Here is a 16,425-nt window from a genome sequence, read left to right as displayed (position 1 = left end):
AATAAGGGAGGAATTTTTTATGACGGGTAGATTTGATGGAAGAACTGCTTTTATAACAGGTGGAAGTAGAGGGATAGGTAAAGGTATCGCACAAAGGTTTGCTGAGGAAGGAGCTAAGGTAGGAATCATAGATATAAATGAAGCAGCTCTAAGTGAAACAATGAGAGAATTAGAAGAACAAGGTTATGAAGTTTTTTCAAAAGTCGTGGATGTCGTTAATGCTGATGAAGTAGAAGCTGCAATGAAGGAGTTTGTTACATCATTCGGCTCACTTGATATTCTGGTAAATAATGCTGGAATTATTCGTGATAATTTATTATTTAAGATGACTGATAGTGACTGGGAACAAGTAATGGATGTCCATCTAAAAGGAACATTTTATGCTTCACGTGCAGCTCAAAAATATATGGTGGATAAAAAATATGGCCGAATCATAAACGTTTCATCTACCTCGGCATTAGGGAATCGTGGACAGGCAAATTATGCAACAGCAAAAGCAGGATTACAAGGATTCACAAAAACGCTTGCAATTGAACTTGGAAAATATGGAATTACAGTAAATGCAGTAGCTCCAGGATTCATTGAAACGGAAATGACAAGAGAAACAGCTGAACGAATCGGTATTTCATTTGAAGAAATGGTGAAATTCAGTGTAGCTTCTATTCCTGTTGCTAGAAGTGGAAAGCCTGCTGATATTGCGAATACAGTAGCATTTTTTGCAGACGAACAGTCTTCATTTGTTAATGGTCAAGTCATTTATGTTGCTGGTGGACCAAAAGATTAAATCAATAAACATGAGAAAGGGGAGTTGTGTAAATGTTTAAAGATATAATTGGAAAAAGATCTGAAAAGGTAAAAAACACTGTTGAAAGGGGAGCGGTTAAGAAGTTTGCAGAAGCTATTGGCGATGTACATCCGATTTATGTGGATGAAGAATATGGCAAACAATCAAGATACGAGCAAAATATAGCACCCCCAACTTTTCCTCGAGTTTTCGACTATGGAGAAATAGAGGATTTTAACTTACCAAATGTCGGTCTTATTCATGGAGAGCAGATATATCATTATAAAAGGCCATTATTGGTAGGGGAAGAGGTTTATTGTTATACCGAAGTTCTTGATTACTATGAAAAAACAGGAAAGATGGGTCTTCTTAGTTTTGTAATATTACAAGGCAGTGGTGAGGATAAAGACGGAAAAATTATATATACGGAAAGGCAATCTGTAATTATAACAAAAACAGTAAGAAAGGAGTTGGTAAGATGACTAGCATCTTTGATTTACAAATTGGTGATTCATTGGAAGAGATTACACTTCATCCAGTTTCAAGAATTGATTTAATAAAATATGCAGGTGCATCTGGTGATTTTAATCCAATTCATACAATCGATGCCGAAGCTTCAAAGGCAGGATTACCTGGCATCATTGCTCATGGCATGTGGACAATGGGGAACCTAGCAAAATTATTTACACCTTATTTAGAAGAAGGATTTATTCAAGATTATAAAATTCGCTTTGCAGGGATGGTTTTTCTAGAGGATGTTATAACACTTAAAGGGAAACTACAAAAAGAACGTGAAGGATTACTTGATTTTACTGTAGCGGCTGTGAATCAAGATGGAAAAGAGGTAATTAATGGAGCAATCACATTCAAGAAATATGTCTAAACCCGTATACTACCGAATTCCTTCTATTAAATGTCTGGATATATCAATAAAATATGGATTAAAAGTAAAATCATAAGGAGAGTATCCAATGGAGAGAGATGCAGTTATCGTATCAGCTGTTCGAACAGCAATAGCAAGACAGGGTGGTGCTTTGGCAACTGTTCCGGCGCATGTCTTTGGAGCAGAAGTTATTAAAGAAGCAATTAAGCGTACAGGTATTGATCCGCAATCTATCGATGATGTGATTCTTGGAAATGTATTAAGTGGTGGAGGAAATATTGCTAGGTTAACAGCCTTGCAAACGGAATTGTCAATGGAATTACCGGGTCTTACAATTGATCGCCAGTGCGGTTCAGGAATTAATGCTATTCATTTAGCTGCACAAGCAATTCGAGCAGGAGATGGTGATATTTATGTTGCTGGTGGTACAGAGAGTATGAGTCGTGCACCATATTTGATGGACAGAGCTGAAGGGGCATATAGTTCAGCACCACCACAGTTTCGCGGCTCTCAACTTTCACCAAAGGAAATAGGCGATCCACCAATGGGCATAACGGCAGAAAATTTGGTGAGAAAATATGAAATTAGTAGAGAAGAGCAGGATGAATTTTCATTACGGAGTCAACAAAGAATGGCTAAAGCAATGGAAGAAGGACGCTTTGAGGAACAAATTGTACCAATTAGCGTTCCAGTTCGAAAAGGGGAACCCATTGTTTTTAAAACGGATGAACATCCTCGGCCGGAGACGACAATCGAAGGGTTATCTAAATTACAACCGGCTTTTCTAAAAGGAGGAACAGTGACAGCAGGGAGCAGTTCAGGATTAAACGATGCTGCATCGGCTCTTGTGATTATGTCAAGAGAAAAGGCAGAAGAATTAGGTGTTCAGCCATTGGCAACGATCCGCGCTTCAGCAGTTGCTGGCGTCGATCCGAATATTATGGGGATAGGTCCCGTTCCAGCTACTAGAAAGGTTATGGAGAAGTCGGGCCTTCATTTAAATGAGATGGATATTATTGAATTAAATGAAGCTTTCGCAGCACAAGTAATTGCCTGTGATAGGGAACTTCATTTAGATCCGGAAAAATTAAATGTTAATGGCGGTGCTATTTCTCATGGGCATCCACTAGGAGCCACAGGAGCAATTCTTGCAACAAAAGCTGTCTATGAATTAAGACGTGCAAATGGGAGATACGCACTTATCACCGCCTGTATCGGTGGAGGCCAGGGTATTGCAACAATTATTGAGGCGGAATAGCTAGGTTGATAGATTTTGGGTTTTCAACATTAATTTAATTTTAGGGAGGTTACCATGACAAAATCATTTGATATAGAGGTATTTGTTCGATTTGCGGAAACAGATGCAGCTGGTCATATAAATAACACAAGTTATTTTTTATATTTTGAAGAAGCACGGACAAAGTTTTTCTATGAAATTGGAATTGGAAAGACTAATAAAAATCCATTGATGATTAATTTTATTTTAGCTTCCACTAAATGTGATTATATATCACAAGCTTTTGGAGGCAAAATATTAAAGGTTTCTACTATTGTTACAGATATTGGAACAAAGAGCTTTACGGTACATCATGAAATTACAAATAGTAAAGAAGAAGTGGTTGCTCGTGCCACAGCTACATTAGTTTGTTTTAATTATGCAGAGCAAAAAACTGAACCCATTCCAGATTCAATTAGGAATAAACTTGAAGAAGTTTTTAGTGGGGTAAGTAAGTGATTCACTCATTAAAAAGTCTGCTTTTAATAAATGAACTAAAAGGAGAATGAAAATAATGAAAAACACTCAAAGTGAAGATTTAATTATAACAATTAACGCAGGGATAATGCATCTTACACTAAATCGACCGGAAAGTTTAAATGCCTTTAGCCCAGAAATGATGGAGGCCTTAATAAATGCTTTTAAGCTTGCTAAAAACGACAAAACAATACGAGTTGTTGTCCTATCAGGTTCAGGACGATCATTTAGCTCTGGTGGAGATGTAAAGACTATGGGAAAGAAAGCGCCGTTAGAAGCCTATGATCATATTGGAACATTGAATGAATTAATTCTATTGATGAGGGACTTAGAAAAGCCAATTATTGCGGCAGTACATGGCTTTGCAGCTGGAGCTGGGTTTAATTTAGCATTGGCAAGTGATCTTATACTAGCTGCAGATAACAGTAAATTTGCCTTAAGTTTTTCAAGAGTTGGCTTAATATCTGATGGTGGTGGATTATATTTCTTGCCAAGATTATTAGGTCCCTATCTTGCTAAAGAACTATTATTCAGTGCAGAACCGATTACTGCTGAGAAAGCACATGCATTGGGTATTGTTAATCACATTTATCCACTAGATGACTTTCAAAATAAGGTGAATGAATTTGCTGGCAAGTTAGCTTTAGGTCCTACTATTGCATATGGCTTTATAAAAAAGATTACTAATCAATCTTATAATTCTACACTAGATGAAATACTTGAACTAGAACGTATTGCCCAAGCATCTCTTATTACTACGGAAGATCATGAAGAAGGTGTTCAAGCATTCAAGGAAAAACGCCAACCTAACTTTGGTAAAACAATAGAGAAAGCACAAACTTGAATCGTTAAGAAAAAAGTCTTTGCCCCCCTTTTAGAGAGGATTATGCTAGTAACGCCATAATGAGCGAAAATGTTAATCATGCATTAATTTATCTTCTCGGCTGTTTCGTGCAGATCAGTAAATAACTTTGGGAGAAATTAAAAATAGAGTAAAAAAGGATAAGAAACACAAAAACTTTAGTGAACAAATGAAACAGCCGAGAATTCATTATTCATATGGGTTCAAGGCTGTTTCTTATTTTATTAACTGAAGAACTCAGGGTATTTTATTAGATTAATGAATTTAGCCGCTTGTAAAGGGGAATTTCAAAGTAAATCATTTCGGCTTTATTTGATAAAGTTGAGATATACCTATCACCGCTCCGCCAAAATGTCTTGAATAATTTTCACATGCACGACAGCCCATGCTTTTTCTTTAAAATGTAAGATTAAACTGATGCTGAGAAGAACTAAATAAAGGAATGCGAAAATTATCCAGTAGGAACTTCCATCTTGAAAAAGAAAACTTTCCAACGGATTAGCAAAGAGAAAGAGGAGCCAGGGAATCGCTGTTGCAAAGATTGGGATGATCCCGGTACCGTTCTTTTCTTTTGCTATTTGGTAATAAATTAATTGTAATGTTTCCTTGTCGAGCGTTTGGTAAAATTCTTTTATTGCTTTCGTTTCTTGTAAATAACGACTCTTTTTTATCTCTTCAGTTGGCATTTCTTTTAAACGAAGATAGAGTTTATGAGCGTCTCCACGAATAGAAAATTTCAGAGAACATCCTCCTCATCTTTGAGTGTATGTTATTATCCATTCGCAAAAAGATGTGAAATCATACATAGGAATCGATTCATTCATGGAAAAAACCTGCATAATAGGGAGGTTAATCCTATCATACAGGTCTTGGAATGGTAAAAGATATTATGCTGCTTTCTTATCGTCTGAATCATCCTGGCTTCTTTTTGCCCACCAGTTTGCAAGGAGCGGACCTGAAATATTATGCCAGACACTAAAGATAGCACCAGGTACGGCAGCAATTGGTGTAAAGTGAGCGAGACCAAGAGAGGCTGCGAGCCCTGAGTTCTGCATTCCAACTTCAATGGAAATTGCTTTTTGATCTTTGAAATCCAGCTTAAGTGCTTTTGCAGCGATGTATCCGAGTAAATATCCAATACAATTATGGAGGACGACGACTGCAAAAATTAATAGTCCAGACGTCATGATCGATTCTTTATTGACCGCTACAACAGCTGAAGCAACCGCAACTATCCCGACGACGGAAATGAGAGGTAAGACATCCATGCTTTTGTTGACTTGCTTACTAAACAGCATTCGAATAACGACACCTAGAATAATTGGCAGTAACACAACTTGGACGATCGATAAGAACATGTCCATGAAGGAAACCGATAGCCATTGGCTTGCGAGTAAATAAGTGAGTGTTGGTGTCATGATTGGTGCAAGTAATGTGGAAACCGCAGTGATTGTTACAGATAATGCGGTATTTCCCTTTGCCATAAACGTCATGACGTTAGAGGATGTGCCTCCAGGACAACAACCTACTAAGATTACTCCCGCTGCAATTTCAGGAGGTAAGTTAAAAGCATACGCCAGTGCAAAAGCCGTGAGAGGCATGATTGTATATTGGGCAACGACACCAATTAATACACTTTTTGGAGCAAGAAACACACCTTTAAAATCATCAACGGTAAGGGTAAGTCCCATCCCGAACATAATAATACCTAATAATAGCGATACGTGAGGCGCAATCCGCGCAAAACCTTGCGGGATAAAGAAACTAAGTGCTGCAAATATAATAACCCATAAAGCAAATGTACTTGTGGCAAATCTACTTATTTTACCTAATGTTTCCAAAATGAATTACCTCCCCCTAAATAAAAACTATAAATATTGCGAATACTAATTGTGTGTATAATTGAAAATAATAGCATAAATAACTCAATTAATCTAGGGTTCTTCTCTATATTTCATTAAATCAACTTTTCCAGCATTGTTGACTTCAATACCCTCTGCTTCCAAAGACAAGCGCTGTTCATTGAACTTTCCTTCGTCTTTCATCGCGATCTGTCCTTTAGCATTAATGACCCGATGCCATGGCAGGTGATGTTTTCTGCTCATCGTATGAAGAATCCGAGCAACTTGCCGAGCTGCGCGTGGATTCCCCGCGAGCTTTGCTACTTGTCCATAAGTCATAACTTTTCCCTCGGGGATATCTTTGATAATTTGAATGACCTTTTCCGTAAATGGTAGCATCAAAATCTCCTCTCTCACTCAAAATCAACTGACAATTACTTTCATTCAGCGTAAGTATTTTGTGCATTCATTCTATTGGCGTTCTAATTACCGTTCAGTTGCCCGGCGGACGGATGCGCATCCTAAGGCACGGCCTCAGCGTCGACTCACAGGACGTTAATGTCAGACGTTGCCACATAAGAGCGTTCTTAGTCTGCTCTCGGAAGAAAATCGCTTCCTGCTCAGGTCTGGACACGTGCTTTTCCCGCAGGAGTCACCGTCCGCCGGGCAACTGAACTGGTAGAGAACGTTATTATTAATGGAAACTATCGCATTGTAATAAGCTATTTATTTCTAAATGAAAAATAGTGTACCAAGTTGGGCTTTCCCTCGGAGCAGTCCAGACACCTCGAGACTCCTGCAGGAGGCCGTCTAAGAACGGTCACGTCCTGTGACCAACGCCGGCATTAGAACTTCCTGTTCGTCGAAAGGCATAGGTGAGACCCCTTAGTGCTTAGCCCGAGGAGGCTCACCAGCCGCCTGCGGAAAGCGAGAGGTGTCTGGACTGCGGACCTCCAGGAGAAGGTTGCACTTACGCTGAATGAAAGGATACAGTAAATGACTATATTGCTTTAACATCCACCCCTCTAATAAAACGAATAAAGGCATGGACAATGTTTAATTGTAATGAGTCTTCATGATAATACATCCACGTTTTCCTTATCATTGGCTCTCCTGATGGTTTATAGAGTGGTTTTACAAATAGCTCTGGATAGGGACGGACAACTAAATTTGCAAGAATGGAAAAACCAAGACCATTTACAATCATCTCTTTGCATGTTTCCACTTGATTGACTTGGATTGTCGTATTTGGACGCTTGGAATATTGATGGTACCACCATTCATCCACCAAACTCTTCATATTTTCGTCGGTATGATAATCAATCCGGGGCATATTGGGGAGATCGTCCCATGTGAAATCCCACGGTGAGGCAACACAGATTTCTTCCTCATATAAAAGCTCCCTTTTTCCTTTCCATGGATAGTCCCCTTTAATAAAACTTAGATGCACTTCGTTGTTTAAAACGAGGCGGTGCATGGCACTGCTCCATCCGGTAACCATTTGGAATTCTACATGAGGATATTCCTGTTTAAATAATCGCAATAACTTCGGCATTTTATTAAGTGCAAAGAAATTGGATACGCCGACTCGTAGTGTACCGGTGACTTGATTTTTCATATTGTTAATTTTTTCTTCAATCATGCGTTGTTCGCGAATCATATTCTGTGCATGCTGCGCTAATTGTTCTCCTTCTGGTGTGAAGGTAACTCCTCTTCGTTTCCGGATAATGAGTTGTACATCATAATGTTCTTCCAATTTCTGAATACGCGAGGTTAGGGTAGGCTGTGAGACAAATAACTGTTCTGCGGCTTTCGTAATATTCTCGGTGGTATAGAGAGCGGCTAACATTTCCCAATCCTGATAATTCACGAAGTACATCCTCCTCTATGATATAGGAAAAATCTATGGCTAATTATCAATATTATATATTTTTCCAATCTTACAATCAATATTATAATGATGGCAGATGAGAAAAAGTCACTAGATCACTTCTTTGTCAACGCTCTCAGGTGGGTAAGAAAATAAAAAGCGAGGGATGGTATTCATGGAAACAAAGGAAAAGTTTGTTCCGGGGTTAGAAGGAGTCATTGCGGCAGAGACATCAATCTCATTTCTAGATGTAGATGAAGAGAAAATCATCATTCAAGGCCATGATCTGATTGAGCTATCTAAGAGCAAGGAGTATGCGGAAATTGTACATTTATTATTGGAGGGTACCTTACCCACAGCGACGGAAAAAGTCTCCATAGAAGGAACACTGAAACAGCATTATGATGTTCCGGAAGTTGTAATCGAAGTGCTTCGTTTATTACCAAAGCAGACACATCCAATGGATGGAATGCGTACTGGGTTATCCATTCTTGCTGGTTTCGATGAGGATATAGAAGACCGAACGCTTACGGCAAATAAAAAACGGGCCTATCAATTATTAGGGCAACTACCGACGATTACGGTTAATAGTTATCGAATTTTCCACGGGGAGGAGCCAATTTATCCGCAAGCCGATTTATCCTACAGTGCAAACTTTTTAAACATGATTACCGGAAAGAAACCAAGTGATTTAGAAGCAGCGATTTTTGATCGTTTGCTCCTTTTATATAGCGAGCATGAAATGCCGAATTCCACCTTTACTGCAAGAGTAATTGCCTCTACGAACTCGGATATCTACGGCGCATTAACCGGAGCAATTGCCTCGTTAAAAGGGAATTTGCATGGCGGAGCGAATGAAGCGGTGATGTATATGCTAAATGAAGTGCAAACCGTAGAAGAATTTGAGGAATTACTTCTAAATAAGCTGCAACAAAAGGAAAAAGTGATGGGATTTGGTCACAGGGTTTATATGAAGAAAATTGATCCGAGAGCCCTTATTACGAAAGAAGCTCTCCGGCAGCTCTGCATGCGAGATGGCGATTATTCCCTGCTAGAGATGTGTGAAGCTGGCGAGAGAATAATGGAAAGGGAAAAAGGGCTTTATCCGAATTTAGACTATTACGCAGCGCCCGTGTACTGGAAACTGGGAATACCGATTCCGCTTTATACACCTATTTTCTTCAGTGCACGGACAGCTGGATTAGCTGCTCATGTCATTGAGCAGCACAGTAATAACCGGCTTTATAGACCTCGTGTGAACTATATCGGTGCACGTTACGCTTAGTCAATCATGGATAAAAAATGGAAATGGAGAGGACAAATGATGCTACAAACAGATGATTATCAAAAAACAGACATGTTAATAGAAGAAATCACGGATTATGTATTAAATAAGGATATTACGAGTGAAGAAGCTTTTCAAACAGCGCAATATGTATTACTCGATACGTTGGGCTGTGGTATTTTAGCGCTTGATTATCCTGAATGTACGAAATTGCTTGGACCAGTCGTGCCAGGGACAATTGTTCCGAATGGGGCGCGAGTTCCCGGAACTTCTCATGTACTTGACCCTATTCAAGCAGCGTTCAATATTGGAGCGATGATTCGCTGGCTCGACTATAATGATACATGGCTTGCTGCGGAATGGGGCCATCCATCCGATAACTTAGGCGGAATTCTCGCGGTTGCTGATTACCTTAGCCAAGTAAGAATTCAGAAGGGGAAAGAACCGCTTAAAGTTGAAGAAGTACTGGAAATGATGATCAAAGCACATGAAATCCAAGGGGTGCTTGCGCTCGAGAATAGTTTGAATCGGGTAGGACTTGATCATGTCCTTTTTGTTAAGATAGCATCAACAGCTGTTGTCACGAAAATGCTTGGTGGTGGACGGGAAGAAATAACGAATGCACTTACGAATGCTTGGATTGATAATGGAAGCTTACGAACGTATCGTCATGCCCCGAATACTGGATCACGAAAATCCTGGGCCGCTGGTGACGCAACGAGTAGAGCAGTACGCCTAGCGTTGATGGCCATGCAAGGTGAAATGGGTTATCCAACTGCACTTAGTGCTCCGGGTTGGGGATTCCAAGATGTTTTATTTAATAAGAAAGAACTATTGCTTAGTCAGCCGCTGGATAGTTATGTAATGGAAAATGTGTTGTTCAAAGTTTCCTTCCCAGCTGAATTTCATGCACAAACAGCAGCAGAAGCAGGCGTACAGTTACATCCAGAAGTCGCTAGTCGCTTAGAGGAAATAGATAAAATTACGATTACAACTCATGAATCTGCTATTCGCATTATTGATAAAAAAGGACCTTTGAATAATCCGGCAGACCGGGATCACTGTTTACAATATATAACGGCTATCGCCCTGCTTGAAGGAGATATACGGGCAGAACATTATGAGGATGATTTTGCAGCAAATCCAATCATTGATATTCTGCGTGATAAGATGATCGTCGTAGAAAATAAAGAATATACAAAGGACTATCTAGATCCTGCTAAACGTTCAATCGCGAATGCTGTTCAAGTTCATTTTAAAGACGGGTCATCGACAGAAGAAGTAGAACGCGAGTATCCATTAGGGCACCGCTTCAGACGTGAGGAAGCCATTCCGAAAATAATGGAGAAGTATACGGAAAACTTAGCAACCCATTATACAGATAAACAACGCAAGAAGATTGAAGCGATAAGCTATGATTATGAAAAGTTAGCAAACATGAATGTGAATGAATTTGTTGAGTTATTTCTTATAAATTAATACGTGTCAATGATGGAGAAGGAGGACGCAGGTATGGCGTGGATTGTGGATCAACTGTCAACACAGAAGGAATTAGCTGAAAAATTAAAAGAAGAAATGGAAGCGGAGGATATTTTACAAATACCGGGGGCACATGATGCGATGGCTGCCTTAGTTGCAAGGGACGCAGGTTTCTCCGTTTTATATTTATCTGGCGGAGCTTATACGGCGAGCAGAGGACTGCCGGATCTTGGTATCGTTACAGCAACAGAGATAGCAGAACGGGCAAGGGATCTTGTCAGAGCAACGAATTTACCAGTACTCGTTGATATTGATACAGGGTTTGGCGGTGTATTAAACGTGGCACGCACAGCGCGGGAAATGGTGGAAGCAAATGTAGCTGCCGTTCAGATTGAAGACCAGCAGCTTCCCAAGAAATGTGGACATTTAAATGGAAAACAGCTCGTTACGACAGAGGAAATGGTACAAAAGATTAAAGCAATTAAAGAAGTTGCTCCTTCCTTAGTTGTCGTCGCCAGAACGGATGCACGGGCGGTGGAAGGACTAGATGCAGCAATCCGGCGCGCAGCAAGTTATGTTGAAGCTGGTGCCGATGCAATCTTCCCTGAAGCTTTACAAACGGATGAAGAATTCCGTCTGTTTGCTGAAAAAGTGGATGCCCCGTTGCTGGCGAATATGACGGAGTTTGGGAAGACACCATTTATTACTGCAGAAGAATTTCAGAATATGGGCTTCCGTATGGTCATTTATCCGGTAACTTCTTTGAGAGTAGCAGCAAAGGCATATGAACGGATCTTTACCCTAATCAAAGAGCAAGGCTCGCAAGCAGATGGTGTATTTAATATGCAGACGAGAAAAGAACTATACGAAACGATTTCTTATGATGACTTTGAAGAATTAGATCAGACGATTGCGAAGACAGTATTAGAAGACTAGTCTATTGAAAAAGATAGGTGCCAAAGAGGAATTTGCCTCCGCACCTATCTTTTTCAAATTAGTTAAAAATGCAGGGGACCGTGAGTAACCTCACAAAACTGTCAAATAGTCGTACTCTTTTCGACGCAATCTATATATAGTGATGGAAGTCACTTAGTGGTACAATATATTGTGTTAAGGTGAAGGTGGTTCATCAAGTTATGGATTAAAATGTCTAAAGGAGAGGGATTAATATGTTCCAAAGTACAATGGATATTGTTCAGAAATTCACATCACAGCAAGAGAATAAGCAAACAGATTATTTAAGACATGAAAATAGTAATTATGTCTATTCCTTACCACTTTTAAGGCACAATCTAACGAATCATGCAGAGGAAGAATTTTTATTTACACAAATTCTACCACCAAGAATGAAAGAGCTTTATGATGACGGTGTCGTTTATGTCCATGACAAACAGCTTGCCCCGTATTGTGTATCCATCAGTTGTATGGATATCGCGACAAAAGGAATTCCAACGCTTGCTAAAAACATGATTACTTCTAAACCAGCGAAGCGGATACCTACTTTACTCAGGCATTTCAGTAATGTTGTTACATTAGTATCCCAACAGGTTTCCGGTGCGGTGATGTTGGCACAGCTTTCTACCATTACAGCTTCTTATTTATTCGATGAAGAAAGCAGGGGCACTACGTATACTGATGAGGAATTAGCAGAACTGTTTCAAAGTCTGATTTGGGAGCTTAATATGCCGCTTCGGTCCGGAGCTCAGAGTAGTTTTTCAAATATTACGTTAGAGTTTGGGAAGCCGTCTGAGGAAATCAAGGATGAATACGTTGTAATCGGCGGAGAAGGAAGGAATATACAATATAAAGATATTCCAGAGGTTTACTTTGACCGAATGAACCGGGCAATTATTGAGGTAATGAGGAACGGAACAGGAAGCAATGGCATTCCATTTACCTTCCCATTATTAACGGTGCAAATTGATGATTACTTCAATTATGAAAATCCCGTGTTTATCGAACTATTGGATAAAATGTATCAATGGGGTGGTGTCTATTTCGAAAACTTTAAAACAAAGCCATTTGAAGATCCGTATTATAAAACTCTGAATCCGCTAATCCAGGCGAAAGATCCTGAAGTGAGCAGAAGTCTTTGCTGCAGACTGCAAATTAATTTAGAAACGCTCTCGAAAGCTGGAGGAGGCGTGTTCGGATCATCAACCGGTTCAACAGGCGCTGTCCAAGTACTGAATTTAAATATGAACCGAGTTCTTCTGGAATTCGGACATGATATGGAACTTGTGAAAGTGAAGATCCGTGAATATATGGAAGTCATGCAAGAAGCGCATATGGCAAAAAGAAAATGGATAGAAGCGAACAAAGAATTATATCCTACTTTCTTTGCTTATAATAAAGATTTAAAAAACTATTTTAACGTGTTTGCCCTTACAGGTATGAATGAAGGATTAATTAACTTAGGATATCAAGACGGGATGAAAGATAAAGCTGGCAAAATGGTTGCTCATGCTATTATGCAATATATGACCGAGATTGTAAATGAATTCATTGTACGCGATAAAGTTGCCTGCGGGATTGAATATGCACCAGCTGAAAATGCAGCGATTAAATTAGCCCGCCATGACCTGAAATGGGGAAAAGCAAACGAGCGGGAAGTGTTTGTACAAGGTGAAGGAGAGAATCCATATTTGACGAGCGGTTGTATGACGCCATTTTCGGAAGAGGATTTTCTGGAACAGTTGGAGAATAGCGCTGAATTTCAAGGATATGCAACCTCTGGAAGTGTTTTACACCACTTCTTGGAAGCGAAGGTAAAACCGGAAAGTTTGGCGAAATATTTGGATAAAATCTTTGAGAAGCCGATCAATTATATTACATTAACACCGACGATTACTTCTTGCATGGAGTGTGGCCAAAGAATCGTTGCGGAAGATGCAAAAAATATAGATCAGTGTCCGGTCTGCGATTCAGAAGATATTGCGACCTTCAGCAGAGTGATCGGGTATTTGAAAATGATCTCAAGAAACAGGATCCACGTCGATGAGAAGGGCTATTATGAAGGAAAATATAATTTCTGGTCTAAAGCAAGAAGGCATGATTGGACCATTAGAAAAAGATTGAAAGAAGATGCGTTAAAGGAGGTTGTTCGTCGTTAATACACGGTGAACATATGATAATGAAACTATATAATACCTTTATTCGCACATTTACCGATTTGCCTGATCATACGGCTTTATTGATTCATTCTTTATCTGGTTGTCCACTCCATTGTTTCGGGTGTCATAATTATGATGAAATCGTTGCAAACACACCGAAAGAATATAAAACGCTAGATGATCTTTATGACTATTTAAAGAAAAGTGGTTTTCTGTTTGATGCAATTATGTTCAGCGGTGGGGAATTCCTCATTAACCCATTGGACAAGGTTTGCGATTTATTGAGGCAAGTAAGAAATCTTTTTGATGGGAAAATCATCGTAACGACAAGCGGTATTTATTATAATAAGTTACGGACTTTATATGACAAGCAGCTTGTTGATGGTATCCATATCGATATGAAGTTGCCGTATCACGCATTGGACACTGAAAAAGATGCACAAATTTATAATGACATTATGGGAATCACGCCGAGTGAAAAACTTGTGGACCAATTAATCGCTAGTGTTGACGCGGTTATTGAACATAATTCGGTGTTGGATCAAGTTCGGACCGTTCGTTATCCTTTGCTGGATGATGCATTTTTTACAGAGATAAGACATTTTGTTGAAGAGAGAAAAGCTTATTATGATAGTATTGTACCTTATTACCTGAATGAATTTATTTATCCGGAAAATTAGTGGAACAGGTCTAGCTTCTTTAGCTATTTGGATAAGGAATAAGACAGAACCCCTCCTGAGTTGGATTAGGCTCAAGAGGGGTTCATTATTTACTTAAATTTGCTTCATTCTATTGGGTTAGAGGTTATTGTCTATACCCCATTGTATTAAGCGTGTAAAACTTCTGGGTCGTGATCCGTCTTTCTTAACCAATGCAGTATATGTTTTACTAAAAATTCGTTTGCGTAACTGTTTTTCTTTATTGCTGTTACGATCTCCCGTTCAAATTCCGTCATCGGACTTACCGGATATTCTCCGCAAATATCAATTCCGCTTATCTTCCGGTATTTCATAATTTCTTTAACGATAATAAGAAGTTGCCGTAATCGCATATTTCCGTGGTCCCAAGCAGTAATTGCTTCTCTTTTATCCAACGCGTCTTTATCTATGCTGAGGTATACGAGTTCGATTGAAATTTCTTTTAGAATGGACTGAAGTGCCTTTTTAGTGAAAAAAATCACAATTAAATATTGAATCGTATATGTACTATTATACATTAAGATTATTTTCAGCATTAATTCCCCTTTTTCATCTTGGAAAATAATATATTAGACTTTTGCCTATTGTCAGTTGACTAATTAGGTGCTATAATCAATTCAATTTCCAATCCTTAGTAAAATGGTGTGAATACTAGTTTATTAATTTGCGCACTTGAAAGGTGGATATTGATGATAAAAGTATCGAACATACGGAAGAGCTTTAAAGACCATGTTGTCTTGAAAGACATTAGTTTTGATGTCGATGAGGGAGAAGTTGTCGTAATTATTGGACCGTCTGGTTCCGGGAAATCAACACTCCTGCGTTGCATGAATTTTTTAGAAAGACCGGATTCAGGTCAAATTGAAATTGGTGGTGTCGCGATAGACGTGAATCAAACGAAACGGACAACGATAAATAAATTAAGAATGCAAACCTCTATGGTGTTTCAGCATTACAATTTATTTAAAAATAAAACAGCATTAGAAAATATCACCCATGCTTTAGTCGTAGCGAAGAAAATGAAAAAAGAAGCTGCGAAAGAAATGGGAAGAGATTTACTGAGTCAAGTAGGAATCTTGGATAAAGCGAATCAATATCCGATTGCACTGTCTGGCGGGCAACAACAGCGAGTTGGAATAGCCCGGGCGCTTGCAGTAAATCCATATGCGATTCTCTTCGATGAACCGACTTCTTCACTTGATCCCGAGTGGGTAGGAGAAGTGCTTCGTGTCATTTCTAAAATCGCGAATCATAATAAAACGATGATTATCGTCACGCATGAAATGAACTTTGCCCGTGATATCGCGGATAAAGTAATTTTCATGGCTGATGGAGCAATTGTTGAGCAAGGGACACCAGAGGAGATATTCGATCATCCCAAGAAGGAGCGGACGAAAAAGTTTTTAAAGGACTTCCATCGAAATCATGGCTCTGCTGACGACTCGGCTAATCCAACTGAACATGTAAAGGAGCTAGCCTTGTAATCGTAAAGTATAGGAGGGGGAGAATACTTTGACATATAAATTAGGAATACTTGATCAAAGCCCGATTTCACCGGGGAAAACAGCGGGAGATGCGTTGAGGCGGACGGTCGAATTGGTGCAAAAAGCAGAAGAATGGGGTTACGAACGCTTTTGGGTTTCAGAACACCATCAGACGCTTGACCTTGCAGGGACTTCCCCAGAAGTGCTCGTCTCTCATTTATTAGCAAAAACAACTTCGATTAAAGTTGGTTCAGGCGGAGTGATGCTCCAGCATTATAGTCCGTTCAAGGTAGTAGAAGATTTCCAGCTATTATCCTTGCTCTCCCCTGGGAGAGTTGAGCTCGGGATAGGGAAGGCGCCAGGCGGTTTTTCA

Annotated in this window: 18 protein-coding genes; 13 read left to right on the top strand and 5 right to left on the bottom strand. The window is 39.5% G+C overall.

What is annotated here, in order from left to right; all coding sequences use genetic code 11:
• Nucleotides 1–19: 19 nt before the first annotated feature.
• From fabG to SPD53_RS12850, 6 genes are all read left to right on the top strand, one after another.
• Complete coding sequence (gene fabG, locus SPD53_RS12875) at nt 20–784, top strand: 3-oxoacyl-ACP reductase FabG (RefSeq protein WP_188856101.1); 765 nt, start codon at nt 20–22, stop codon at nt 782–784.
• A 32-nt stretch (nt 785–816) separates the two neighbouring features.
• Nucleotides 817–1,266, top strand: coding sequence for a MaoC family dehydratase N-terminal domain-containing protein (locus SPD53_RS12870; RefSeq protein ID WP_336252802.1), 450 nt, complete (start codon nt 817–819; stop codon nt 1,264–1,266).
• Complete coding sequence (locus tag SPD53_RS12865; protein ID WP_188856099.1) at nt 1,263–1,667, top strand: MaoC/PaaZ C-terminal domain-containing protein; 405 nt, start codon at nt 1,263–1,265, stop codon at nt 1,665–1,667. The genes SPD53_RS12870 and SPD53_RS12865 overlap by 4 nt, the downstream gene beginning before the upstream one ends.
• 88 nt (nt 1,668–1,755) lie before the next feature.
• Nucleotides 1,756–2,925, top strand: a complete 1,170-nt coding sequence (locus SPD53_RS12860) for a thiolase family protein (RefSeq protein ID WP_188856098.1) — start codon at nt 1,756–1,758, stop codon at nt 2,923–2,925.
• Nucleotides 2,926–2,979: 54 nt separating this feature from the next.
• Entirely contained in the window at nt 2,980–3,402 is a 423-nt protein-coding gene (locus tag SPD53_RS12855) for an acyl-CoA thioesterase (RefSeq protein ID WP_188856097.1), read from the top strand.
• Between the two features lie 55 nt (nt 3,403–3,457).
• Nucleotides 3,458–4,264 (top strand): enoyl-CoA hydratase/isomerase family protein, encoded by an 807-nt coding sequence (locus tag SPD53_RS12850; protein ID WP_188856207.1) that lies wholly within the window; start codon nt 3,458–3,460, stop codon nt 4,262–4,264.
• Between the two features lie 353 nt (nt 4,265–4,617).
• Here the strand turns inward: SPD53_RS12850 and SPD53_RS12845 are convergent, their stop codons facing one another.
• The 4 genes from SPD53_RS12845 to SPD53_RS12830 all read right to left on the bottom strand — a co-directional run bounded on the left by SPD53_RS12845 (nt 4,618) and on the right by SPD53_RS12830 (nt 8,002).
• Nucleotides 4,618–4,968 (bottom strand): hypothetical protein, encoded by a 351-nt coding sequence (locus tag SPD53_RS12845; protein WP_156856413.1) that lies wholly within the window; start codon nt 4,966–4,968, stop codon nt 4,618–4,620.
• Nucleotides 4,969–5,169: 201 nt separating this feature from the next.
• A complete protein-coding gene (locus tag SPD53_RS12840) occupies nt 5,170–6,123 on the bottom strand; it encodes a bile acid:sodium symporter family protein (protein WP_336252801.1) in 954 nt (317 codons plus the stop codon).
• 93 nt (nt 6,124–6,216) lie between these two features.
• Nucleotides 6,217–6,522 (bottom strand): MGMT family protein, encoded by a 306-nt coding sequence (locus tag SPD53_RS12835; RefSeq protein WP_156856415.1) that lies wholly within the window; start codon nt 6,520–6,522, stop codon nt 6,217–6,219.
• Nucleotides 6,523–7,123: 601 nt separating this feature from the next.
• Entirely contained in the window at nt 7,124–8,002 is an 879-nt protein-coding gene (locus SPD53_RS12830; protein ID WP_336252800.1) for a LysR family transcriptional regulator, read from the bottom strand.
• 166 nt (nt 8,003–8,168) lie between these two features.
• Between SPD53_RS12830 and mmgD the strand changes: the two genes are divergently transcribed.
• The 5 genes from mmgD to SPD53_RS12805 all read left to right on the top strand — a co-directional run bounded on the left by mmgD (nt 8,169) and on the right by SPD53_RS12805 (nt 14,550).
• Nucleotides 8,169–9,278, top strand: a complete 1,110-nt coding sequence (gene mmgD, locus SPD53_RS12825) for a citrate synthase (RefSeq protein ID WP_336252799.1) — start codon at nt 8,169–8,171, stop codon at nt 9,276–9,278.
• A gap of 39 nt (nt 9,279–9,317) precedes the next feature.
• The gene (locus SPD53_RS12820; protein ID WP_156856433.1) at nt 9,318–10,757 is read left to right on the top strand and encodes a bifunctional 2-methylcitrate dehydratase/aconitate hydratase; all 1,440 of its coding nucleotides are present in this window, start codon (nt 9,318–9,320) and stop codon (nt 10,755–10,757) included.
• Nucleotides 10,758–10,790: 33 nt separating this feature from the next.
• A complete protein-coding gene (gene prpB, locus SPD53_RS12815; protein ID WP_336252798.1) occupies nt 10,791–11,693 on the top strand; it encodes a methylisocitrate lyase in 903 nt (300 codons plus the stop codon).
• 233 nt (nt 11,694–11,926) lie between these two features.
• Nucleotides 11,927–13,870 (top strand): anaerobic ribonucleoside-triphosphate reductase, encoded by a 1,944-nt coding sequence (nrdD, locus tag SPD53_RS12810; protein ID WP_156856419.1) that lies wholly within the window; start codon nt 11,927–11,929, stop codon nt 13,868–13,870.
• 20 nt (nt 13,871–13,890) lie between these two features.
• Nucleotides 13,891–14,550: a 4Fe-4S cluster-binding domain-containing protein gene (locus tag SPD53_RS12805; RefSeq protein ID WP_156856420.1), complete on the top strand. Its 660-nt coding sequence runs from the start codon at nt 13,891–13,893 to the stop codon at nt 14,548–14,550.
• A gap of 146 nt (nt 14,551–14,696) precedes the next feature.
• Here SPD53_RS12805 and SPD53_RS12800 read toward each other — a convergent pair whose 3' ends face one another.
• Nucleotides 14,697–15,086, bottom strand: coding sequence for a hypothetical protein (locus SPD53_RS12800; RefSeq protein WP_336252797.1), 390 nt, complete (start codon nt 15,084–15,086; stop codon nt 14,697–14,699).
• Nucleotides 15,087–15,257: 171 nt separating this feature from the next.
• On the opposite strand from SPD53_RS12800, the gene SPD53_RS12795 reads away from it, so the two are divergent.
• Together SPD53_RS12795 and SPD53_RS12790 are read left to right on the top strand one after the other, a co-directional pair.
• Entirely contained in the window at nt 15,258–16,052 is a 795-nt protein-coding gene (locus tag SPD53_RS12795; protein ID WP_336252796.1) for an amino acid ABC transporter ATP-binding protein, read from the top strand.
• Between the two features lie 28 nt (nt 16,053–16,080).
• Nucleotides 16,081–16,425: MsnO8 family LLM class oxidoreductase (locus SPD53_RS12790; RefSeq protein ID WP_336252795.1), on the top strand; the 345-nt coding region annotated here is incomplete at its 3' end.

The sequence above is a fragment of the Oceanobacillus sp. MO10714A genome, assembly GCF_037072045.1.
GTDB classification, from domain to species: Bacteria; Bacillota; Bacilli; order Bacillales; family Amphibacillaceae; genus Oceanobacillus; species Oceanobacillus indicireducens.
The sequence above is the reverse complement of the archived record's forward strand: the minus strand, read 5'-3'. Positions and strand labels throughout refer to the sequence as shown.